This is a genomic window from Mahella sp., from assembly GCF_020054945.1.
Classification (GTDB): Bacteria; Bacillota; Clostridia; order Mahellales; family Mahellaceae; genus Mahella.
The window spans coordinates 1-24,331 of sequence record NZ_JAIHAU010000020.1; the positions used below are offsets into that span (position 1 = coordinate 1).

General features: G+C 41.6%; 20 protein-coding genes and 1 tRNA gene. 4 read left to right on the forward strand and 17 right to left on the reverse strand.

The features are described 5' to 3' along the window. Together JG770_RS05635 and JG770_RS05640 are read right to left on the reverse strand one after the other, a co-directional pair. A partial coding sequence (locus JG770_RS05635; RefSeq protein WP_291956311.1) for a heavy metal translocating P-type ATPase occupies positions 1–2,122 on the reverse strand: 2,122 nt, incomplete at its 3' end. Between the two features lie 249 nt (positions 2,123–2,371). Next, entirely contained in the window at positions 2,372–3,154 is a 783-nt protein-coding gene (locus tag JG770_RS05640; protein WP_291956313.1) for a DUF624 domain-containing protein, read from the reverse strand. Positions 3,155–3,320: 166 nt separating this feature from the next. Here JG770_RS05640 and JG770_RS05645 point away from each other — a divergent pair, with 166 nt between their 5' ends. Continuing rightward, positions 3,321–4,031, forward strand: a complete 711-nt coding sequence (locus tag JG770_RS05645) for a glycerophosphodiester phosphodiesterase (RefSeq protein WP_291956316.1) — start codon at positions 3,321–3,323, stop codon at positions 4,029–4,031. Positions 4,032–4,046: 15 nt separating this feature from the next. Here the strand turns inward: JG770_RS05645 and JG770_RS05650 are convergent, their stop codons facing one another. Continuing rightward, entirely contained in the window at positions 4,047–5,114 is a 1,068-nt protein-coding gene (locus tag JG770_RS05650; RefSeq protein ID WP_291956319.1) for an efflux RND transporter periplasmic adaptor subunit, read from the reverse strand. Between the two features lie 207 nt (positions 5,115–5,321). Between JG770_RS05650 and JG770_RS05655 the strand changes: the two genes are divergently transcribed. Both JG770_RS05655 and rhaI read left to right on the forward strand, forming a co-directional pair. Beyond that, positions 5,322–6,815: a rhamnulokinase family protein gene (locus JG770_RS05655; protein WP_291956322.1), complete on the forward strand. Its 1,494-nt coding sequence runs from the start codon at positions 5,322–5,324 to the stop codon at positions 6,813–6,815. Positions 6,816–6,850: 35 nt separating this feature from the next. Beyond that, positions 6,851–8,065, forward strand: coding sequence for an L-rhamnose isomerase (rhaI, locus tag JG770_RS05660; protein WP_291956325.1), 1,215 nt, complete (start codon positions 6,851–6,853; stop codon positions 8,063–8,065). A 92-nt stretch (positions 8,066–8,157) separates the two neighbouring features. Here rhaI and JG770_RS05665 read toward each other — a convergent pair whose 3' ends face one another. The 13 genes from JG770_RS05665 to JG770_RS05725 form a co-directional block, all read right to left on the reverse strand. Beyond that, positions 8,158–8,991, reverse strand: coding sequence for a carbohydrate ABC transporter permease (locus JG770_RS05665; RefSeq protein ID WP_291956327.1), 834 nt, complete (start codon positions 8,989–8,991; stop codon positions 8,158–8,160). A 12-nt stretch (positions 8,992–9,003) separates the two neighbouring features. Then, positions 9,004–9,846 carry a sugar ABC transporter permease gene (locus JG770_RS05670; RefSeq protein WP_363320933.1) on the reverse strand — a complete coding sequence of 281 codons (843 nt, stop codon included), beginning with the start codon at positions 9,844–9,846 and terminating at the stop codon, positions 9,004–9,006. A gap of 133 nt (positions 9,847–9,979) precedes the next feature. Further along, positions 9,980–11,299 carry an ABC transporter substrate-binding protein gene (locus JG770_RS05675; protein ID WP_291956333.1) on the reverse strand — a complete coding sequence of 440 codons (1,320 nt, stop codon included), beginning with the start codon at positions 11,297–11,299 and terminating at the stop codon, positions 9,980–9,982. Positions 11,300–11,410: 111 nt separating this feature from the next. Beyond that, positions 11,411–13,000 carry a response regulator gene (locus JG770_RS05680; protein ID WP_291956336.1) on the reverse strand — a complete coding sequence of 530 codons (1,590 nt, stop codon included), beginning with the start codon at positions 12,998–13,000 and terminating at the stop codon, positions 11,411–11,413. A gap of 1 nt (position 13,001) precedes the next feature. Further along, positions 13,002–14,765 (reverse strand): sensor histidine kinase, encoded by a 1,764-nt coding sequence (locus tag JG770_RS05685; protein ID WP_291956338.1) that lies wholly within the window; start codon positions 14,763–14,765, stop codon positions 13,002–13,004. A 5-nt stretch (positions 14,766–14,770) separates the two neighbouring features. After that, positions 14,771–15,814 (reverse strand): NAD(P)-dependent alcohol dehydrogenase, encoded by a 1,044-nt coding sequence (locus JG770_RS05690; protein ID WP_291956340.1) that lies wholly within the window; start codon positions 15,812–15,814, stop codon positions 14,771–14,773. A gap of 14 nt (positions 15,815–15,828) precedes the next feature. Then, positions 15,829–16,383, reverse strand: coding sequence for a lytic transglycosylase domain-containing protein (locus JG770_RS05695; protein ID WP_291956342.1), 555 nt, complete (start codon positions 16,381–16,383; stop codon positions 15,829–15,831). Further along, positions 16,380–16,976 carry a dephospho-CoA kinase gene (gene coaE / locus JG770_RS05700; protein WP_291956343.1) on the reverse strand — a complete coding sequence of 199 codons (597 nt, stop codon included), beginning with the start codon at positions 16,974–16,976 and terminating at the stop codon, positions 16,380–16,382. Before coaE ends, JG770_RS05695 begins: the two co-directional genes overlap by 4 nt. Then, positions 16,977–19,532, reverse strand: coding sequence for a DNA polymerase I (polA, locus tag JG770_RS05705; protein ID WP_291956345.1), 2,556 nt, complete (start codon positions 19,530–19,532; stop codon positions 16,977–16,979). A 12-nt stretch (positions 19,533–19,544) separates the two neighbouring features. Continuing rightward, positions 19,545–20,762: an MFS transporter gene (locus JG770_RS05710; protein ID WP_291956347.1), complete on the reverse strand. Its 1,218-nt coding sequence runs from the start codon at positions 20,760–20,762 to the stop codon at positions 19,545–19,547. Between the two features lie 107 nt (positions 20,763–20,869). Then, entirely contained in the window at positions 20,870–21,646 is a 777-nt protein-coding gene (locus JG770_RS05715) for an SIMPL domain-containing protein (protein WP_291956349.1), read from the reverse strand. Between the two features lie 22 nt (positions 21,647–21,668). Next, complete coding sequence (locus JG770_RS05720) at positions 21,669–22,919, reverse strand: DUF4349 domain-containing protein (protein ID WP_291956352.1); 1,251 nt, start codon at positions 22,917–22,919, stop codon at positions 21,669–21,671. Positions 22,920–22,942: 23 nt separating this feature from the next. Further along, positions 22,943–23,473, reverse strand: a complete 531-nt coding sequence (locus JG770_RS05725; RefSeq protein WP_291956355.1) for a sigma-70 family RNA polymerase sigma factor — start codon at positions 23,471–23,473, stop codon at positions 22,943–22,945. A gap of 170 nt (positions 23,474–23,643) precedes the next feature. Between JG770_RS05725 and JG770_RS05730 the strand changes: the two genes are divergently transcribed. Further along, positions 23,644–23,732 (forward strand) — tRNA-Leu (locus JG770_RS05730). Positions 23,733–24,120: 388 nt separating this feature from the next. Here the strand turns inward: JG770_RS05730 and JG770_RS05735 are convergent. Continuing rightward, positions 24,121–24,285 carry a hypothetical protein gene (locus tag JG770_RS05735; RefSeq protein WP_291956358.1) on the reverse strand — a complete coding sequence of 55 codons (165 nt, stop codon included), beginning with the start codon at positions 24,283–24,285 and terminating at the stop codon, positions 24,121–24,123. Positions 24,286–24,331: the final 46 nt, after the last annotated feature.

Sequence of the window (24,331 nt, forward strand, 5' to 3'; positions counted from 1 at the left end):
CGGTTCCGGTACCTATGGCGATACCAACATCGGCAGCAGCCAATGCCGGAGCATCGTTTATACCGTCGCCCACCATAGCTACAAACTTGCCCTGCTCCTTAAGCTTGAGCGCCTGTTCAGCTTTGTGTTCGGGAAGCACTTCAGCCATAATATTATTTATGCCCACCTGTCGCGCTATGGCTTTGGCAGTGCGCTCATTATCGCCGGTTATCATATATACATCTATACCCATCTTTTGCAATTCTTTTATAGCTTCTTTAGAATGCTCCTTTACTGTATCGGCCACGGCCACTATACCTAAAAGCTTTTGATCCGACGCTATCAGCATGGCAGTCTTGCCTTCTTCTTCCAATGATATCAGCTTATCCTCAGCGTCTTGTATATCGATATTTTTCTCTCTCATCAATTTGCGGTTGCCTACATAGTATGTTTTACCTTCTATGACCGCTTCAACACCATGGCCTGGAATAGCCTCGAAACGTTCGGCGTCGGGCAAATCCATTCCTAACTCTTTGGCCTTTTCCAATATAGCCACTCCCAATGGATGCTCAGATGTTTTTTCTGCTATAGCAGCTATGCGCAATAGATCATCATCCCGACCATTTACAGGTAACACATCGGTTACCTCGGGTTGTCCTTTTGTTATAGTTCCCGTTTTATCCAATATAACAGCATTGATATTATGAGCTCGCTCCAAGTGCTCGCCGCCTTTTATCAGTATGCCGTTTTCAGCCCCTTTGCCTGTGCCTACCATGATAGATGTCGGCGTAGCCAAACCCAAGGCGCACGGGCAGGCTATTATAAGAACGGATATAGCAGGTATAAGCGCTGTGGCCAAAATTCCGTCGCCGAATATGAACCAAAGAACGAAAGTTATTATGGCTATAACCAATACCACAGGCACGAATATACCCGATATCTGGTCGGCAAGGCGCTGTATAGGTGCCTTTGACCCCTGAGCCTCTTCCACCATCTTTATTATTTGAGCCAAAACGGTATCCCTGCCTACCTTTGTGGCCTTAAACTTAAAAGTACCGTATTTATTGATGGTAGCACCTATCACCTCATCGCCGGCTTTTTTATCCACAGGCATGCTCTCACCGGTCAGCATCGATTCATCCAAGGATGAATTCCCCTCTATGATTACGCCGTCTACCGGCACCTTCTCGCCCGGCCGAACTACGATTATATCGCCTACCTCCACGTCTTCCACTGGTATATCCATTTCTTGGCCATCGCGTATGACGCGGGCAGTCTTGGCTTGTAGGCCTATCAGCTTCTTTATGGCTTCGGACGTCCTGCCTTTAGCTATGGCTTCCAGTAGTTTGCCCAACGTAATCAGGGTTATTATAACGGCCGAGGCCTCGAAGTACATATCTCCGCCGATGAAAAAGCCCGTAAATATACTATATGCATAAGCAACGGTAGTACCCATAGCAACCAATACATCCATATTGGCGCTGCGCCCCTTTAAGGCGTGATATGCGCCCTTATAATAGGTGGCACCTACAATAAACTGTACAGGCGTGGCCAATATGAATTGAAACCATGGGTTCATGAACAATGACACATGTACATTAAATACCTCAAGTATCATATTCAAGACCAAAGGGGCGCTTAATACTACGGAAAGTATCAGCATACGCTTTCTGTCGCGTATCTCTTTCTCTCGTTCAGCCCGCTCTCTATCCGATGAAACCTCATCTGCCCGTTCGGCTTCATACCCGGCATCTTCTACGGCTTTTATCATATTCCTTACGCTGACCATAGAAGAGTCGTATTCAACCGTAGCTTTTTCTGCAGCGAAGTTTACCGATGCATGATAAACCCCATCCAAACGATTTAAGGCCTTTTCTATAGCAGCGGCGCAAGCTGCACAACTCATCCCCTTGAGGCGGAGCTGTACTTTATCCGTGATAACGTCATAGCCGGCATCTCGTACGGCTTTTATGAGGTCATCTGTCGTTGCTTGCTCAGGATCGTACACCGCTATGGCTTTTTCAGCAGCAAAATTCACGCCAGCCTCTGTCACCCCTTGTACTCGCGAAAGGCTCTTCTCTATAGCCATGGCGCAAGCTGCGCAACTCATGCCCGAGACTCTCAAGCTTATCTTTTTATCCATCAAACTCACTCCCAATTCTCTATTAGTAGCCTATATTAGCATAACCAAAAGCCCGATATTTCATCTCATCATTCATTATATACACTACCCTAGTATGGTATCTTATAAATACTATAGCACTCATCTCTTGCTCTGTCAACAAAAATATAAAAAAGGCCTCTTAACCTTTCATGATTAAGAAACCTTATATATTGCGCTGCTTTACTTTGTTGTATGCGTTTTTATGATTGCCAATCAAATCAGCTCAGTTTATGCTCTTACACCCGACTTTTCAAGGGATTTTTCATCAGCCACTGGTTCTTCATCTGTTTTTTTGTCCTCTATGGGTACGTAATGGCCGCTATCATCCAAATGCACGTTGATATACCTATCGAACACCGCATTGGTGAAAGAGTTTATTATCAACCCGCATAAACTAAAGGTTATAATAAACAACGGCAAAACATAAAGGTAAATACTGGCTATGAATAATCCCACACACAATGCAAATATACCTATTGTATGAGGCAACTTAGCTGCTGTAAAGATAAAGGCATTTTTAAACATATCTCTCAGCCTTAGCTTATAAGTTACCATCATAGGATAAATATATATATGCATCATAGCAAATATTAAAGCTACACCTAATACCAGATACTTTACCATGAAAAATATCTGGTTGGTCTGCCCCATCGCATTATAGAACTGTATGTTTACCCATAATATAATAGCCGCTAAGACGTCTATGCCAAATACAGCCAATGCTTGCCAAAAATTAGATTTCATGCCATCCCAGAAATCCGACCATACCCATGCATGATCATCCCTGGCCCAATTTCTCAATACTAATGTCATGCCTGCCGTAGCCGGCCCTATAGTTATTATAGGTATACAAAACAAGAGATAAAGCAAATTGAGCTGAACCAGTTTCCAAAACCGTACGCCTAGAACATCAAAAAACAGCTTAAATCTGCTACCGCTTACTTGTTCTTTCGTTAAATCAGGTTTTTTATCATTGCCATAATAAAGCCTGTTAAAAAAACCCCCTGCCATTCATAAAACCTCCGCTTTCATAGGATTTATATTATTATTTTAACGCTTATGAATCAATAATGCAACTCCAAAATTTAACGCAACTTTAACACAATATCATGAACTATGTGATACAATAAAAGAAAAATTATACTTAACTACAATATCGAAGGGAATGTATTATTATATGATCAAAATTATAGCTCATCGCGGCGATTCCGTTCACGCTCCCGAGAATACAATAATGGCCTTTGAGAAGGCTATAGAATTAGGTGCCGATGGAATAGAACTTGACGTTCACATGTGTAAGGACGGTTATCTCGTAGTACACCACGATGAAACAGTGAATACTCCCGACGGCAAGATGCTCATACGCGATATGAAACTTGAGGAATTAAAGCAGTTAGACATGGGTCATGGGCAAAATATGCCCACATTAACCGAAGTATTTCGCCTCATAGATAAAATGGATTTTTTCGTAAATATAGAAATAAAATCTGGCATGATTATATACGACGATATCGAGCATCGCATCGCTGATGAAATAAGACGGTTCGATATGGTAGAAAGAACATTGGTATCATCCTTCAACCATTACAGCCTACGCAATTTGAAATGCATAGAACCGGCCATAGCTATAGGCCTTTTATATCGGGACGGTTTGGTGGAACCGTGGTGGATGGCTCTTCGTTTGAAAGCCCGCTCACTGAACCCCTTTTATGTCAATATAACCCCTTCGCTGGTTAGAAACTGCCAATATTATGGCATAGAACTATATCCTTGGACAGTAGATAATCCGATAATTATGAACGACATGATAAATGCCAAAGTAACAGGTATAATAACCAATGATCCAGCAAAGCTGCTGGATATGTTGCGCAGCGCTCAGCCACTATAGCATGAGCGCTTATTTCTATTTTACGATGACCTGCTGCCCTTCTTCGAGGCCAGACAAAATCTCGATTTCCGTTGAGGTAACGATACCAGTTTCAACATCTACTTCTCTTTTTATATTCCCATCCAATATCTCAACGTAATTCCTATCCATATAAGTGCGCACAGCTTCCTTGGGCACTATTAAAGCGCCTTCTTTTTGAGCCAATATAATATTTATAGTTACATTATCTCCAACTATGGCTTCCTTAGGCATCTCAGGTGCTTTTATAATAACCGGTGCAATCGCTGCAGCATTCTCTCCGGATGAAGGAGCACTATATGGACATGATATCACCTCGCCAGCAATAGCCTTGCTGTCCAAAGTAATATTTACTTTCATTCCAGGTTTAATTATCATTGGATCAGCGAGATTAGCGGGATCAAAACTTATCTGTAAATCATTCGGATCCGCTATTTGGATTATTACTTTATAAGCCGGTATGCTGTCGCCTTTTTTAACAGTTTCTTTAAACGTTATTATCCCGTTTATAGGTGATATAATTTCAGCCTGTCGCCTCTGTTCCTCTAACCTATCTACATTAATCTCTACGGAATCAAGATTTAATTGCGCCTGTTCCAAAGAATACTCTGCACTCTTTATTGCCGCGGAATCGCCTGTTTCTTTCGCATTAATCAATGCCTCCTTTGCGCGTTCAACATTCAATTCGGCTTTGTCTAGATCCAGTCTAGCTAATTTGATCTGTTCATCGATATTATCTGCATCTAAGCGTGCCAAAATCTGTCCCTTTTTTATTTGTCCACCCATATTGACATTGATAGACTCCAATCGCCCATCCATCTTGAAATATAACGAATAATTTTTAGCCGAAACAATAATTCCTTGACCTTTTATATCATTAATAATAGTTCCACGCTTTACTTCCACTGTCTGGTATTGCTCTCCTTTGGGCTTTGTAAGGGGCGGAACAAGAGCTTCGCTTTTTTGAGGGAATAAAGCACATGCCGATAAACCCACAACAGCAACTACAGCCATTACAAATATAAACAAGCATTTAATGAATATTGTTTTAACGCGCAACAACATATATCTACCTCCACAAAACACCAATAAAATATAACTATTACGGTGCTTATTATATCATATGCCTATATGAAATAAAACTATGGACAGTTAATTTTTTATGCTCATCAGTATCCCCATTTGTTATAATATTTATTTTTGATCTTGTTGCTTAATGTCTGCAAGTCTGTTATAATATCCTTAATAAAAATATTAGATAAAAGGGGCAGTATGATGAACGCTGATCTCAAATTATTGGCCTTCGACTTTGGCGCCAGTAATGGGCGCGGTATATTAGGCAAGTTTAATGGCCGTGAGCTTCAAATGGAGGAGGTACATCGTTTCTCAAATGATCCTGTACAGATTCCGGATGGATTGCATTGGGATATATTGCGTCTCTTCCATGAAATAAAACAAGGTCTATTGAAATGTGCTACCCGTGGTAATTCAGATTTAGCCGGTGTAGGTATAGATACATGGGGCGTAGACTTCGGCTTATTAGACAAATCCGACGAGCTATTAAGCAACCCTTATCATTATCGCGATAAGCGTACATATGGCATGATAGAAGAAGCATGTAAACGAATAGATAAAATAAGTTTATTTTCAAAGACAGGTAGTCAATTTCAACCATTTAATACTATTTACCAATTGTTTTCAATGGTTTTAAATGATTCTCCTGTGTTAGAAATAGCTCAAACTATGCTGCTTTTGCCCGATCTTTTTGATTTTTTATTATGTGGTGAGAAAGGCGCTGAATTTACAATAGCATCTACCACACAATTATATAATCCCTTACAAAACGATTGGGCATGGGATGTTATAGACACCATGGACATACCCCGTCATATTTTTATGCCGATAACGCCGGCCGCTTCAATACGTGGAAAGATAATGCCTGCCATAGCAGAAGAATTATTTATTACACAAGTGCCGGTCATAGCAATAGCCTCTCACGATACGGCCTCAGCGGTCGCCGCCGTACCGTATAAAAACCAAAATGCAGCTTTCTTGAGCAGTGGCACATGGTCGCTTATAGGCATAGAAACCGAACGCCCTATTATGAATCCAAAGGCTTTGGAGTATAACCTCACCAACGAAGGGTGTATTGGCGGTACATTTCGTTTCCTTAAAAATATAGCAGGTCTCTGGATCATACAGGAATGCAAGCGTTTCTGGGATAAAGAAGGTGCGGTAGAAAGCTATGACCAGCTAACGCAGCGAGCGCAACGAGCCCAAGCGTTCTTATCATTTATCGATCCTGACGACGAAATATTCTATAGCCCGGGCAATATGCCTGAGAAAGTACAACTATTTTGTTCGCGAACCGGGCAACGCATACCGCAAGATAAAGGTGAAATAATAAGATGCGTTTTGGAAAGCCTTGCACTAAAGTATTGCTCAGCCATAGAGGAGATAGAAGAAACGTCTGAACGCAATATAGATATCATAAACATTGTCGGTGGGGGCACCAGGGATAAAATGCTGTGCCAATTTACAGCAGATGCCACGCATCTACCGGTAATTGCAGGACCGGCAGAAGCTACAGCCATAGGAAATCTGATGGCACAGGCGATAGCACTAGGAGAGATACATGATATAGACGAGGCGCGAGAGGTTATAAAGCGCTCTTTCCCAACCGATGAATACATTCCTCAAAATGCAGATTCATGGAATGAGGCATATGGAAAATATAAGATGCTTATTGAATCTCGGTTACAATAAAAAATAAAAATATTGATATAAAGGAGGAAAAATCAATGTCAGATGAATACAAACTTTGGGAGAAAAAACAACAAGATAAGGGCGTAAACATAGAATGGGTAAAAGATCGCCTTAAGTCTTTTAAGGTGGAAACGCCTTCGTGGGGTTATGGTGATTCTGGAACACGTTTTAAGACCTTCAAGCAGGTCGGCGTACCGAGAAATTTATTTGAGAAACTGGAAGATGCAGCTCAGGTGAACAAGTATACAGGTATGTGCCCTACCGTAGCTATACATATACCATGGGATAAAGTCGATGATTATGGCAAAGTAAAGGAATATGCCGCTCAACTGGGTCTGAAAATAGGGGCTGTAAATCCGAACTTATTCCAAGATGACGATTACAAATTCGGCAGTTTAACCAATGTCAATGCTGACGTACGCCGTAAAGCCACCGATCACATGCTAGAATGCATAGATATTGCCAAAGAGGTGGATTCCAGCATAATCAGCTTATGGTTGGCCGACGGAACAAATTACCCGGGACAAGGTGACTTTCGCGCGCGTAAACATTATCTGGAGCAATGTCTCAAAGAGGTATATGACTCCCTCGGCGATGATATGCGCCTGCTAATAGAATACAAGTGTTTCGAACCCGCTTTCTATCATACTGATATAGCAGATTGGGGTATGTCTTACACATTTTCTTCAAAGCTCGGCCCGAAAGCACAGGTATTGGTAGACCTTGGCCATCACTTGCAGGGCACTAATGTAGAGCACATAGTAGCATTCTTATTAGACGAAGGCAAAATAGGCGGTTTTCACTTTAATAACCGCAAGTATGCAGATGATGATCTCATAGTTGGTTCCATAAATCCTTATGAGCTATTTCTGATATTCAACGAACTGATATCGGCAAGTCTGGATACCGCCACGGCCTCTACAGCAGCCAATATAGCGTATATGATAGATCAGAGTCACTGCATAGAGCCCAAGATACCCGCCATGATACGCTCTGTGCTCAACATACAAACAGCCTATGCAAAAGCACTTCTAATAAACCGCGATAAGCTTCGGCATGCACAAGAAAGAAATGATGTCATGGTCGCTGAATCGATGGTAAGAGAGGCGTTTGAGACTGACGTGCAACCACTTCTGGAAGCTGTGAGAGAAGAAATGGGGCTTCAGCCGGATCCTATGGTTGCATATATAAGAAGCGGTTATGGAGAAAAAATATTGTCGCGCGGCGTTGGCGGCAAGGGTTGGGAATAAGACGGCTATTTATAACGCGATCCGGACTTATACAGCCCAGACCGCGTTTTTTCGTTTACCTACCTTGCTCTGCTCTTGCATAGTAACTTGCCTTAACCTTTCACCGCACCTGCAGTGAGTCCGGACACTATCCTTTGCTGGAATAAAAGCACCATAATGATGAGCGGCAGTACTACCACCACAGATGCTGCCGATATGTCCCCCCATGGCAATGTATATTGACCTGGAAACATCGCTATGCCGACAGGTACTGTCCTCAAAGCATCTTCTGTGTTGAACGTCAAAGCAAACAAGAATTCATTCCACGCCGCTATAAATACCAATATAGCCGTTGTAAATATACCCGGCGCAGCCAACGGCAGTATTATTCTTATAAAGGTATAAAACGGCGAAGCGCCGTCCACCTTCGCCGCTTCTTCGAGATCCGCTGGTATTGTCCTAAAAAACGTGGTAAGATTCCACATCGAAAGCGGTATGGTTATCGTAGTATATGTTAAAATAAGTCCTATATATGAATTCAAGAGGTTCCATTCTTTCATCATCAAAAATAACGGACTCACTATAGCAATACCCGGAAACATAGAGACCGATAAGGCAAGGGCCAATATCGCATTTTTGCCTTTAAAATGCAGTCTCGCCAACGCATATCCGGCAAACGATGTGACAAATACTGCAAATGCCGTGGTAGATGTCGCCACTATAATGCTATTTTTTAAATAAGTCAAAAATGGTCTTTCGGTAAAAGCTGCAATATACGAACCCAAATAAAATCTTGACGGCCACCATGTCGGCGGTATATCCCATAATTGCTCCGGCGGTTTAAAAGATGTTATTATTAGCCAATAAAAAGGGAACACTATTATAGCTATAAATATCACTACGCCTACGTAAAAAATAATATTTGACCATCTACTTTTATGCATCATTTTATCCTCCTTTCAATCATTTTGCCTGCTTAAAAGATGAATATATACCAGGCTTATCAAAAATATGAATATAAATATCAATACTGCTATAGCAGAGCCCATGCCAAAGTTTAGATTTCTGAATAGCGTCGTATAAGCGTACATAGAGAGCGTTTCGGTACTATTGCCCGGTCCGCCTCCCGTCAGAACAAATATCAGATCGAATACCCTGAAAGCATCCAATGTACGGAATATAAGCGCTACCAGCATAGTTGGCATAACAAGCGGTAAAGTTACTCTAAAAAATTGCTTTACCTTGCTGGCACCATCCACAGTAGCAGCTTCATATAGTTCTGCCGGTATGGTTTGAAGGCCGGCCAGCAAAAGAAGCCCCATAAAGGGCGCTGTCTTCCATACATCCGCTATTATAGCACACCAAAGCGCTGATGATGTGCTGCCCAGCCATGACTGATATTGATCTATAAATCCCATCCTAAACAATATATCATTTATAACGCCGAACTGATCGTGGTACATAAATTTCCACATTGTAGCCGATATCGTCGTAGGCACAGCCCATGGTACCAATACAGCCGCGCGCACAAGCCCTCTGCCCTTAAATGGCATATTCATTATTAGAGCCATGACAAATCCAATAACCAACTCCAATGCTACCGACACGACAGTAAAGAACAGCGTATTATACGTAGCGCTCCAAAACCTGTCATTTTGCAATAGGGATATATAATTATCTAATCCTATATATTTAGCCATATTCGGGAACTGCATTTTCATATCGGTAAGGCTTAAAGAAAATGTCCTAAAAACCGGATATATGGCTATCAATAATATGCACAAAAGAGCCGGCGCTACCATTAAATAACCTAGTATATTTTCTGGTATACCGGTACTTCTTATTCCACGATGCTTTTGCAAAATACAACTCCTCCCTTATCATAATAATACGCAATCGGCCGAATGCTCGACCGATTGCCAGTTAAAACCACACTTATTGCGCCAATATTTCTCCGATTTCTTTAGTCATATTTTCTACAGACGCCTTCGCATCGAACTCTCCCATAAGGAACTTGTGTATATTTATCTGCATTGATTCAGATATCTGAGGATAGAATGGTGATACAGGCCTTGGCAAAGCATTGATCAGCACGTCATACATACTCTCAAAGTAAGGATTTGCCTTTATAACATCTGGATCTTCATATAAGCTCTGAAGCACCGGTAAATGGCCTCCATCTATGGCCTGTATTTTCTGACCCTCTTCACTTATTACAAATTCTACAAATTTCCACGCTGCGTCTTTATTTTTGGAATTCTTGTTTATAGCCAAGTTCCATCCTCCAAGAGTAGCCTTCCCAGTTGCATCCCCTTTAGGTCCTTTTGGTATGGGGGCTATGCCAACCTTATCTTTAACTTTCGATTCATCGCTGTTTACCACAGCCCATGCATAAGGCCAATTTCTCATAAACGCCGCTCTACCTTCTTGAAAAGCAACCAACGAATCATTTTCAATATAGGTAGTGACGCCTTCAGGCGCTATATCCAACATTTTCTTGAATATGTCCAACGCCTCTATTGTATTTTCGCTGTTTAACACAACATTAGAACCATCCAGCACTTTACCGTTATTGCTATGGATATATTCTAAAGCATCGCATACAAGTCCTTCATATTGGTTGGCCTGGAATACGAAACCATATTCTACCTTGCCTTCGTCCATAAGTTGTTTGCCTATATTATAAAGCTCATCCCATGTCTCTGGAGGCGTAGGCATCAAGTCTTTACGATAATAAAGAAGCCCTGCATCCGTAAAGAATGGTGCTGCATAAAGTTTACCGTCATAAGTACAGCTTTGTATCGGACCCTGCAAATATTTTTCCCTTTCAGATTGAGGGAAATAATCATCAAGCGGTTCTACCCAACCCGCCGCAGCGAATTCTGCCGGCCAAACTACATCTATAGAATATACATCCACGCTATCGTCGCCCGCGCTCAATGCTGTAACGTATGAGTTATGCTGCTGATCGCTCTCTGATGGCATCTCCTGAAAGTTTACTTTTATATTAGGATATTTTGTCTCAAATGCCTGTATTGTATTTTCTGTTGCATCAGTTACATCCTTGCCTTGAGCAAGGGTAATTGTAACCGGTTGCTCTGATGCCGTCGTATCTCCTGTTTCCTCAGATCCTGACGGCGTTTCAGCAGCATTATCACCCGTTCCGTTGTCTGCCGTCTCCGATCCTCCGCATGCGGAAAACACAAACATAAGCATGACAACTGCCAATACTAAAGCCAATAACCTTTTGTTCATAAAAAAGCCTCCTCTTTGATTTATTTAATAATGGATTTCTTACTCTTATATAGTAAGTCAAAAAGGGGGCATAGAAAATATGGTAAACTTTTTATTTGGTTTGTTTTCTTTTTACATTTGAGAGTCTCTGTATTGCGCAGGCGTAAAGCCAGTATATTTTTTAAATAACTGACTGAAATAATGCGGATCACTATAACCCACGTCTTCCGCTACCTCGTATATTTTGGCAGATGGTTCTTTTAATAGTTCCTTGGCCTTCTCAATACGCACCCTTATAAGATAATCCTTAAACGTTATTCCGGCTTCCTGGCTAAAAATAGAGCTTAAATAGCACGACGATATATATAATCTTTTTGCTATTGACTCCAATGATATATCACTGGCATATTCCATACTTATTATATTTTTCGCCTCGTCTACCACTTTTTGGTTCTTGGACTTCCTTTGAGACGACAGATGACCCATAACAACTTCTATTACATTGGTCATAAAATCATATAGTTGATCTATTGTAAAACGTTTATTTATCTCATGCCACGGATCGGTCTTGCTAAAGAGCACCTCGGGCCGCTCGCCTATTTCGTACATAGCTCTGGAAATATATATGATAAGCTCCAGGCATATCCTTTTTACAATATCGATGTCCTCGCGTTGCTTCCTCATATCCTCAAACATATTTCTTAAAAAGGTTTTGGCTTCTTGCTCATTACCTATCTTTACAATAGTCATAAATTCTTCGCCATTGGGCATCTCATGGCGCGGTTCCTTTGCCGCAGGCTCTACATCGCTTATATATATGATCTGCCTTTCCCCCATATAAAATCTATGCTCGCAGGCTCCCAAAGCCCCTTTATAGCTGCTTTTAATATGCTTTATATCATTAACCATATATCCCACGCCTATGGTATACGAACCATCGAGTGCATAATCCAGTAAATCATTTATCTTATATGCCAGATTGAGCACAATATCGTCTATCGAGTTCTGCGAAATATCGCGAGGAAAACTCAATATAATAGTAAAAATACGATTTTCAAAGAACGCCACTGATTTCATATTCTCTGTATCGTCGAGTATAAATTTTATAGTGTTATATAACTTAAATAAGGCGTAATAATCATCATCCACATTATGGTTATCTATATCGTCTATGGTTACAACCATAGATATAAATGCTCCTTTTTCGAGATCTATATTTATAGATGATAATTTTTGCCATATGTCACCTTTCTGTTCAACAGCATTAAAAAACCATGTTTTTAGAAAGGGTAAACTATCAGCTATATGTTTTTTTAATGCTTCTCTTTCCTCACGCTCTTTTTCTTCATCGAGCAGCTTGTTTTTTACCCGTTGTATACATTCGGTGAGGTCGCTGCGGGAAACCGGTTTTAGTATATAATCCTCCGCATTCAGAGCTATAGCCTGTTTTGCATAGGAAAAATCGTCGTATCCGCTAAGAAATATTATCTTTATCTCCGGTGCTATATTTTTAAGCCGTTCGGCTAGCTGTAAACCATCCATACGCGGCATCCTTATATCGGCCATAACTATAGTCGGTTTCCATTTTTTTATTTTTTCTAAAGCATCTATGCCATCCTCTGCCGTACCGACAATATTTATACCCATTTCATTCCAAGGTACATAATCCCTAAGTCCCTCCCTTATAGTTTCCTCATCATCTACTATCAGTAGATCAATCATATCAGCTTTCCTCCATCTGACCAAATAATACAGCGCGCACCTTTATATTTGCTGTTATTCCTCCATATTGGCTATCCTCAAAGTACAAACCGCAGTCCTCTCCAAAATAAAGTTTGATGCGTTCGTTGACGTTTCGTATGCCATACCCCATATCATTCATTGCTTCTCCTCCAGCATCAAGCAGCATCTTGTTTAAACTGTCTATATCAGCACCCTTGCCATTGTCGGTAACTTGAAGATGTATATATCCATCATCTTTACAGGCTTTTATTTCAATCAATCCCTCATAATCTATTCCATCAAAGCCATGATTTATAGCATTTTCTACCAGTGGTTGAAGTGTAAGTTTTATTATTGTATACGATAATACCTCTTTATCTATTTGATAAACTATATCGAATTTGTTTTTAAACCGAAACTTTTGTATAGTAATATAACTCTTGACCTGTTCCAGTTCATTGGCTATGCTGATAAATTCCTTGCCTTTATTCAAACTAAAACGAAGAAAATTGGCTAACGAATTGACCATAAGGCTTATCTCGTCATCCCCAGCTTTGATAGCCAGCCAATTTATAGAATCAAGGGTGTTATACAAAAAGTGTGGATTTATCTGGGCTTGCAAAGCTTTCATTTCAGCCTCTTTCTCTTTACGGCTTTGTTCATTAACTTCATCTATAAGCTGCTGAATTCTTTCCAGCATTTTGTTAAAACTATTATAGATCTCTCCTATCTCGTCATTTGAATATACGGGGACCTTAGTATAGTGGTCGCTATCAAAATTCTTCATGCGATCGGCCAATGCATATATGGGTGCCGATATTTTATATGAAATAAACACCGATGATAGAAATGCAATAATAAGGCTTATAGCCCCTATCAAGAATAAAGCATTGCGTATTATACCGATATTTTCTATAAGTTCTAGGGTTGGCACCGCTCCTACCAGTTTTACTTGCGGATTTATTAGCTCATCATATATTATTAAATACTCATCCCCATTCAACATTTTGAATAAGCTGCCTTTAGAACCGTTATATACCGTAGAAAAAAACTCCGAATCGCCGCTTAACGTCCTTGTCAATGCACTGTTCCTATCGGCTATTATTCTATCTTGGTCTATCAGAAATACTTTGCCTGTTTGCCCGATCTTTATGTTGCCTACTCCACTCAAAAACTGGCTTATATCCACCTTTGCCCGCACAACGCCTAGGAGATGACGCGAATTGCTAACATCTACTATTAAGCGTGCCGAACATATATACTGGCCGTCTATGTACCAGTATATTCCTCCGCCCATCTCAATTGTATGTATAAACCAACCCGCGTCTTCGACTCCGTCACTGGAAAATATAGAATCACCAAAATTTACAGACGGATAGTCAGGTTTATTAAATGCAAACAACTGTATAGATGTTGTCTTCTTCCTGAATATATCCGCCCCTAATATAGTACTCTCCAATGTCTTAACATCCCTGTTTAGCAGAAAACCATTGTCCGGCTGCGGCTCTCTCAATATATCTTGCACCGTATTGTTAACATGTATTTCCATCAAAACATTTTCCACGTCACGCATATAAGATTGCAAATTATTCTTCGCTTGCATAATAGTCTGCTGCGTAGAAGCTTGTACTTGCTGCTTTATGACAATAGATGCTCTTTCAAAAGCAAAAGCACCGAATATCGATAAAGCTAAAGCCAATATTATAAAATAGGATATCATCAGCTTATCTCTAATGGGCAGATCATTTAGCCGCTTTATCAGCATATATTTTACCCCATTTTTACGACAGCTTTTATAACTTCGCTTTTATTATCTATCACATAGTCGAAAGCTTGTTTTACATCAGCAAAATCAAAAGTATGAGTTACCATGGATTTAACGTCTATCTTGCCGTCTGCTATGGCCTTTATAGCACTCGGATAAATGTTTCTATAGCGGAAAACCGTCTTTATTTGGGCTTCTTTGTCTATCAGCCGCGCTACATTTAATGATACTTCTCCCTCCGGAACCAACCCTACTAGCACTATCGTGCCACCGCGTCTCACTATATCTATCGTCTGCCTTGTACTAGCCGCTGCGCCGGCCGTTTCTATCACTATATCCGACCCCTCACCGCTTGTAAGCCCCAATATAGCTGCTACAATGTCCTTATCCCTGGCGTTAAATGCCAAAGCCCCAAGCTTGGCAGCAAATTGTAAGCGTGTATCTATGGTATCGGTCATATAAACATCCCCGGCACCCATAGCCTTAACAGCCTTGAATGCCATCAAGCCTATGCAGCCCGCGCCCAATATAGCCACAGATTGCCCCAATCTCACTTCGGCCTGGTTGGCAGCATGTATGCCCACAGCCAATGGCTCTACCAACGCGCCTTCCATAGTGCTTACATTGTCCGGCAGCTTAAAGGCCATATCCGCAGGATAAGCCACGTATTCAGCAAAAGCTCCATCTACGGGCGGCGTGGCCATAAATACCACATCTCGGCAAAGATTATATCTTCCGGTCTTGCAGTACCAGCATTTACCACAAGTACGCCCCGGCTCCAGTGCTACCCTGTCGCCGATCTTATGTGATGATACATCCTTGCCTACCTCTACCACTGTGCCGGCACACTCATGGCCAAGTATGATCGGCTTGTCCACCACATAATCACCTATACGCCCATATTCATAGTAATGAACATCAGAACCGCATATGCCTACATATTCGATCTTTACTAGTACCTCATCATCCTTTATAGTCGGTATATCCTCCTGCTCTATGCGCATATCCCTTATATCCATCATCCGCGCCACTTTCATTTTTCCTGTCATATTTTATCTCTCCTTTAATCGTTATATAATTCTTTATAATGCTCATAAGCATTTATAACCTTAGCCACATATTCCTTGGTTTCAGCAAACGGTATGCCATCTGTGCCCTTGCCCTTCTCGATCAAGCCTTGTTCCAGCCATTGCTTTACATTGCCGCGCCCCGCATTATATGCCGCCAATACCAACACCATATCATTGTCAAATTCTTGTTTTAAATCCTTGATATACCATACACCAAACCTTATATTCGTTTCGGGATCATTTAGCATACTCTCATGGTATCCGCTTACACCGAGACGCTGCGCTATCCATCGGCCGGTATCCGGCGTTATCTGCATAAGGCCCATAGCATGCTTATGAGACCGGGCCTCAGGCTGAAATCTGCTCTCCACGTATATAACCGCAGCCACCAGCCGTGGGTCTATACCATGTTCATATGCCATAGGCCATATATACTCATCATATTTCAGTGGATACATTATACGCTGAAAGTATGTCGAATGATAAACCAGGATACCGACAATAATAATTACTATAAAGATTAAAGCAATTATACGCCTCCTCCTCATTGCCCTCCCTCTCGCTGCAATGCTTCTTTAACCTTACGTTTCAAATCTTCTATACCATCATCATTTACTATAATGATATCGGCATATTCGGCCCTCTCATCATCGGGCATCTGGCTTTGCATACGCAGGCGCGCTTCTTCTATGGATATACCGTCGCGTTGCATTATCCTGTGCAAACGTATTTCTTGATCGGCAGTAATCAACCAAACCTCGTCCACCATTTCATGCCATCCCGCCTCGATCAATAAAGCCGCTTCTACAACCACCAATTCAACCCCTTTGCTCCTGGCATTATCAATACGCCGCAATACCTCCTGCACAATGAGCGGATGCACTATGTCATTCAATATATTCAGCTTTTCGTTATCATGAAAAACTATAGCTGCCAGTTTCCTGCGGTCGATATCAGCATTCTCATTTAATATATCTGTTCCAAAGGCCTCAACCACAGCATCCCACGCCTCTCCGCCTTTATAATACACCTCATGCCCCACTTTGTCAGCATCTATAACATAAGCGCCATTATCAGCCAGTATACCGGCCACAGTGCTTTTACCGCTGCCTATGCCGCCAGTCAAGCCTATAATCTTCATTTACTTCGCGTCGTACCAATTTTCTCCGACATGTATATCGGCAACCAGCGGTACGCTCATCTTCACCACGCCCTCCATCTTATCTTTAACCAAATCCCTTATCTCATCCACCTCGTCGCGATGTACCTCTACTATAAGCTCATCGTGCACCTGAAGTATCAGTTTGGAACGATATTCATTTTCTTTAAGAGTGTTATAAATATCGACCATAGCCTTCTTTATTATATCGGCAGCAGTACCTTGTATAGGCGTATTCATAGCAGCCCGTTCACCAAAGGATCGAACAGTACGGTTGGAGGATGCTAATTCCGGTAAATAACGGCGGCGTTTAAACATAGTGGTAACGTAACCATGTTTCTTGGCAAACTCTATAGTTTCATCCATAAATCGCCTCACACCACTGTAACGAGCAAAATATTGCTCTATATATTGTTTTGCCTCGCTACGGCTGATGCCTATATTTTTGGCTAGGCCAAAATCGCTTATACCATATACTATGCCAAAATTGACCGCTTTAGCCCTACCTCTCATAAGCGGCGTTATTTGTTCCAGCGGGATGCCAAATACCTCCGAGGCTGTGCGCGCATGAATATCCTGCCCTTTTAAAAAAGCATCTATCATGTTTTGATCCTGTGACATATGCGCAAGCACGCGCAGCTCTATCTGAGAATAATCGGCATCGAGCAACAGATAATCCGATGAACTCGGGACAAATGCCTTGCGTATCTGATGGCCCAATTCGGTTTTTACTGGTATATTCTGCAGATTAGGTTCTGTACTGCTTATGCGGCCGGTTACCGTAACGGTTTGATTAAACTTCGAATGGATCTTATGCGTTACAGGATCGGCCATATTCATTAGGCCGTCTATATATGTGGACTTTAGTTTGGTCAATTGCCGATAGTCTATTATCTTGGGAACTATATCATGCTGGAGTTGTAATTGTTTCAGCACTTCTATATCGGTGGAATAACCGGTTTTGGTCTTTTTACCAACCGGAAGTTTCAACTTTTCAAATAATATAACACCCAATTGTTTAGGCGAATTTATATTAAATTCTTCTCCAGCCAGCGCATATATTTCCTTAGTCAGCCCATCTATCATTCTTTCAAAATCATCGGCCAGCTCTTTCAGCATTTGAACATCTACAGTAAAACCATTTATCTCCATATCGGCCAATACACGCGTCAGCGGCATTTCTATATCGTAGAAAAGGGCATCCATTTCATTTTCATTTACCTGTGGTAACATGATATCCATCAAACGCCACAAGTAGCCTGCATGCGATGCGGCATCGTCATCTATTTCAAGATATTGTTTGACAAGGCGCTTTATATCGTAACTATTCTGCGACGGATCTAATAAATAAGCAGCTATCATAGCATCAAAGTCTATACCCTCGACATTTATATGGGATTTATTCATAGAGACTATCAGTCTTTTAGCATCGTATACGTGTTTATGTACTTTTGGATCGGATAAAACAGCGGCCACTACATCCGGCACTGATTGCTCGATAGAAATATTATATACTTTCAGCTCGTCCTCGGATAAGGACAACACATCGTTGGAATATACGCATAACTCATCTATATTGCTTAAATCTTTACCCAATTGTTCTATATTGTCATCACCGCCTACATTGTATACATCAGATCCAATCGGGTCTTTGCCTGCAAATGCTTCCTCGTTCTTCTGAGGTATTTTCGATAATAACGACTTAAAATCCAGCCTTTGGTACATTCCTTTGAGCTTACCTGCATCAGGGTCTTTGCAGCGACATTTATCCAGATCAACGTCTATAGGCACGCAGCATTGTATAGAACCCAGTTGCTTGCTCATGATAGCCTGATCCCTGTATTCTGTCAGCAGCTTTTTTAACTTGTCACCGGATACCTCATCTATATGCTCCAATACGCCTTCCAGACTGCCGAATTGCTTTATAAGCCTTAAAGCAGTCTTTTCGCCTATACCTGGCACACCGGGTATATTATCCGAAGCATCCCCCATAAGCCCTTTAACATCGATAAGCTGTTCTGGTTTTATACCGTATCTTTCGGCAATAGCCTGTTCATCATAAACCTCTACATCGGTTATGCCTCTCTTGGTTATAATGATTTTTACGTCAGGTTTGACCAACTGCAATGCATCTCTGTCACCTGTTACCAGCACCACTTCCATGCCTTTCTGATGCGCTATGTTTGTCAATGTTCCCAGTATGTCGTCGGCCTCATAACCATCCATCTCAAATATTCTTATATTCATAGCCGCCAATACTTCTTTTAAAATAGGCAGTTGGCTAGCCATCTCATCTGGCATACCGGTTCTCTTAGCTTTATAACCATCGTACTGCTCATGGCGGAAAGTAGGAGCCTTTCGGTCGAACGCCACAGCTATGTGCGTCGGTTTCTCCTGTTCCATAACTTTATAGAGCATTGTTAAAAAACCGTACACACCGTTGGTATATTGCCCCTCAGCATTAGTAAGCATCGGCAAAGCGTAGAATGCTCTGTTTAATAAACTATTACCGTCTATCAGCATGATCTTATCGCTCATAGTACTTCCCCTCTATAATCTGAAATATAACCATCCTGCAATCACTCTAAATATAGCTGTTATAATCATAGTAGCAGCAAAACCCAACGACTCATACAGCCATATACCGACCAGCGGCGATATCGTAGCAGCTATCTGTATCAACGTGGTCACAAATGCGATATAACTGGTACGCCCCTTATCCGGAACGATCTCTAATACCCTATTAAAAAATACCAAGTTAAAGCCCGCTGTAAAAACACCACCGATAAAATCAGCTACAGCCGCCAGCTCAAGGCTGTGGATGAAAAGCCAAACTAAAGGCGTCAGACCCAATCCCATAGCCGCTAAAGATAATACTGGTTTATTGCCTCTTTTATCAGCTAACTTCCCCCAATAGCGGAAAAATAAAACCGACGCCATAGAACCCGCTAAGGTATATATACTCATCCATGTATTATTAGCGCCAAGCACATCCACTTTATATACGGTAAATACCGGCCAAGCCATCATCCAACTAAAATGATAAAGCAACGTTGTAATAGAAAAGCGGCTAAAATTCGGCTCATGCAACGCTTGGTTCAAGATATCCATTATGGATAGCGAAACCTCCTGCGGCTGAGATACTTTTTCAGCAGAAGTAGCCTTATTTTCTCTAATAGAAATAAAATAGCGCCATTCAAATAAAGCCGCCAAAAAGGCTATAATAAATACTATTTGATAGCCGGTCGGAAACGGTATGACATCCAACAGCCATCCCCCTGCCACGACTACAACAGCGCCGGCGATACTTATCCATATATTTCTTACGGCAAACACACTGCTGCGTTGCCTTAAAGGAATAATGTCCGCTATAAATGATTGCCATGCAACGCTCATTATCGAAATAGGTAAATTCATCAAGGCGTATACAACTATAAGGCCCATGGGTCTTATATGCTCCGGCAAAAAAGGCACCAATGCCATAAGCACGAAAAAGAATCTGCCACTTAAAATCAGCGTACCTATGGCGCGTTTTTTATCACTTATCCTATCTATAAAAGCTGAGCCGGGTACAGTAACTATAATAGCAACCAATGCCGGCAATGCGCTTAAAAGCGATACCTCAAAATTGTTTGCCCCCAGCTTAATGGCAAAAATGCCCACAAACGGTATTACCAGATTCATAGCTATAGAACTGGCTATACCGTTATATAGGTTCATCCGCACATTATGGCGGAGATCATAATACACATGCCTTCGTCGCTGCAAATATGCTCCTCTTCCTTTCACCTGTTCATACCAAAGATATCACACATGCAGTTTAAAATCAAGCAAAAAAGAAAGGCAGGTAATCCCTGCCTTTTAACGGGGAGATCTTATTCTATCTCAAACGTCACTACTACATTGGCTTTAACTTCCAACTGACCTGAAGCTATAGGAGTAGGGGCCGTAGCGGCCAACGCCTGATCCTTAGCATATTCCACCCCGCCCATACCATATACCGGCTGATATCCTGCCGTGGCTTCGCTTACATTTATAATGGCCTTTACCTTCACGCCGGCGGTATTGGCCATAACGTTGGCTTTTTCCTTGGCTTGTTCTATAGCTTTAGCTATGGCTTCATTATAATATTTATCCTGTTCGCTTATAGTGAAGGCCACACTATCCATCTGATTAGCACCCGCTTGTGCCGCTTGATCGATTATATCGCCTAGCTTGGCAGTATCTTTTACAATAACATTCACCATGTTTATCACTTGATAGCCTCTAAGTGTCGATTTGTCATCGTTATAATCATACTGCGGAAATACGTTGTATTGCGAAGTCTTTATATCATCGTCGCTTATACCCAAAGTCTTCAGCTTCTTCATTACGGCATCCATCTTTTGAGCGTTTTGCGTCTGAGCTGTCTTAGCATCTTTGTCCTCGGTCTGTACACCCATATTTATAGTCGCTCTGTCCGGTTTGACCATCACTTTGCCCTCGCCTGCTGCTGTGAGTATAGATTTATCGATCTTGACATCATCCGCCGCATACGTTACTTTTGCTTTATCCGCCTCTTGCCCGTCGCTTGTACCGAATATAGCTACAGCTAGAATTATAGCCACCGCTGCTACGGCCACCGTAGCTATTGTCAAAAGTTTATTGTTCATAGCCCTTACATCCCTTCTAATTTTACGTTCTCATTCTGTTTTTTATAAACGTAATAACGCCCCATGCCACTATTCCTATGAGCACCAGATATGGAACAGCTCCGAATAAAAACACTATAAAGCCCTCAAAGAATCTGCCTATAGCATTTATGGAATCGACAAATGCTTTGCCTATACGTTTCCATATATTAGGATTATCTTCCGGTTCAGGCTCTATTTCAGCAACCTCGTAAATGTCGATTACAGCTGTAGAATAATCCACCATATCATCCCAGCGTTTGAGATCCCCTGTCAACCGTTCTATTTCTATCTGTGTGTTGGTCAATTGGTCCTGAATAGTAAACATATCCTGCAACGTTTCCGCTTTGCTTAGTAGATCCATGAGTTTCTGTTCCTTAATCCTGAGCATCTTAAGTCGTGTTTCAGTGTCGATATATTGCGCTGTCACATCCTGACCGCTCCTCCTGTCCTCCACTACTTTGCCATATCCGCCCATATCGCTGAGATACTGTTCAAAGGATTGCTGGGGTACCTTGACCTCTATATGAGCCGTCCTCTTGCCCTCACTGCGATTATTATATTCCGAGTTCGACACATATCCTCCCAACGCCGTGGCCCTGCCTATTATAGAATTAACCGTATTATCGAAATTTTCTGTTTCCAACGAAAGATAGGCTGATTTTATTATCTTCCTTTGTTGAGCATCGGCCGACGCTATCGCCAGATCTTGCCCAGTACCCTCTCCTGTATCTGTGGTTTCTTCAGTGGGCGCACTCTGATCGGCTTTGTAACCACTTTGAGGAGTTTCAGCAGAAGCTCCAGCAGCGTCAGATACAGCTTTCCACTCATCACCTGTAGAAACATCCGATCCTGAAGCAGCTTGATTTTGTGGTGGCTGCGATTCGGCTATTTCACCCGCATACTGCGCTGTTGAGGCGGTTTCATCCATAGCTACATTTCCATCGCCTATCGACGATACGCTTATAAATATCAGCAACGCTGCCGCTATAACGGCCGCCGCGGCACCGAACATGCCCTTGCGCCGTTTTTTGGCATCTTCCTCAACAACAGCCGTCATGCGCTGTTTGTAACCAGATGGCGGATCTGGAAATCCCAAATCCTTGCATGCTGCAGCGATATTTTTTAATTGCTCGTATTCCGCCATGCACTGCGGGCAGTCAGCCAAATGTTCGCTTACCGCTTTGCTTTCATCATCGCTTAATCCGCCATCAATATATAATGGTAATAATTCCTTTACTTTATCGCAATCCATTCGCTCACCTTCTTTCTATACCTTTAGACGCCGGCTTCATTAAAAAGTTCCATATAGTCTTTTAAAATTTCCTTAAGATTCAAGCGTGCCCTGCTTAACCTCGATTTAACGGTGCCCAGAGGGCATTGCAACACCTCTGCAATTTCCTCGTATGATAAGCCTTGTATATCGCGCATGACTATAATGGCGCGCTGATCGTCATCCAGTTTATAAAGGGCATTATGTACCGCTTCTTTCCGTTCATCTGCTTCGTATATCTCTTCCACAGGGGTGTTATCATCCGCTAAATCAGATTTATCAGCGATAGATACCTGTTTTATCTTGCGCCTGCGCAATTCGTCCATACACGTATTATAGGTTATGCGATATACCCATGTGGCCAGCGTAGACTGTCCTTTAAAAGCCTTAAGATTACGAAATATCTTTACAAATACTTCCTGAGATATATCCATAGCATCATCTCTGTTCCCCATCAGTCTATAGGCCAGCCCATATACTTTATCGCCGTATTCATCGAATAAAGTTTCGAAATCCGCCACCCTTTCTCCTCCCATATCATCAGCTCCTTTCGTCTTTAGATTAGACGTATAAAATTATAAAAAAGTTCCCTTATATAAATAATTTTACATCATGTTTTAACGATTAGCCAGCAATTAGCAAAAATTTTTATCTTGCATTTATACGGCAATTATGCTATCATATACTTCGTCAGCGATAATATAATGCCGAAGTGGTGGAATTGGCAGACGCGCCGGACTCAAAATCCGGTCTGGTTCACCCCAGGTGTGGGTTCGACTCCCACCTTCGGCACCAGAACTGCTCACACAAACTTATTCTTTTATAAGAAAAAAATAAAGTGCCATAGACCAGCGCGGGGGGGATTTGATTTCTGTTTTTTCAGGTCCCCCTCGATAAGGCATGGTTTGGTTTCTTATTTTGTTACTGTGAATTCTGTTTCTACTATTTTACCCCCGCCCGTTATGGTTGAGTACTTTCGGAAACTCCGAAAGCGCTTAAAATCTATGTTAAAGGCTCAACTGTTTATATCTTACCTCCAACATTCACCTTTGTTGGGCACTATCCCAAAAGCTGTATAGGGCTTTTTGGGCTTGCAATAATCTTATTTATTGATGACTAGATGTATGTATCAAAAATCCATCTGGTTAATTTTAACTAGAATGATCGGCCTCACGCATGCAAACTATTTATCCCCTTCATCTATGGCATAGGCAATCACGATAAACAGGCCAATAACGCCCAATACTAAACCGATAAACATCGTTATCGAAGTATCAGTAAATAAATTTAAAGTACTTAATAGAATTCCTAATAAAATCAAAGCAATTCCTATCAATTGTTTCTTCATCACTCAAACCTCCAAAATTGAATTTTATTTGATAATACATTATACC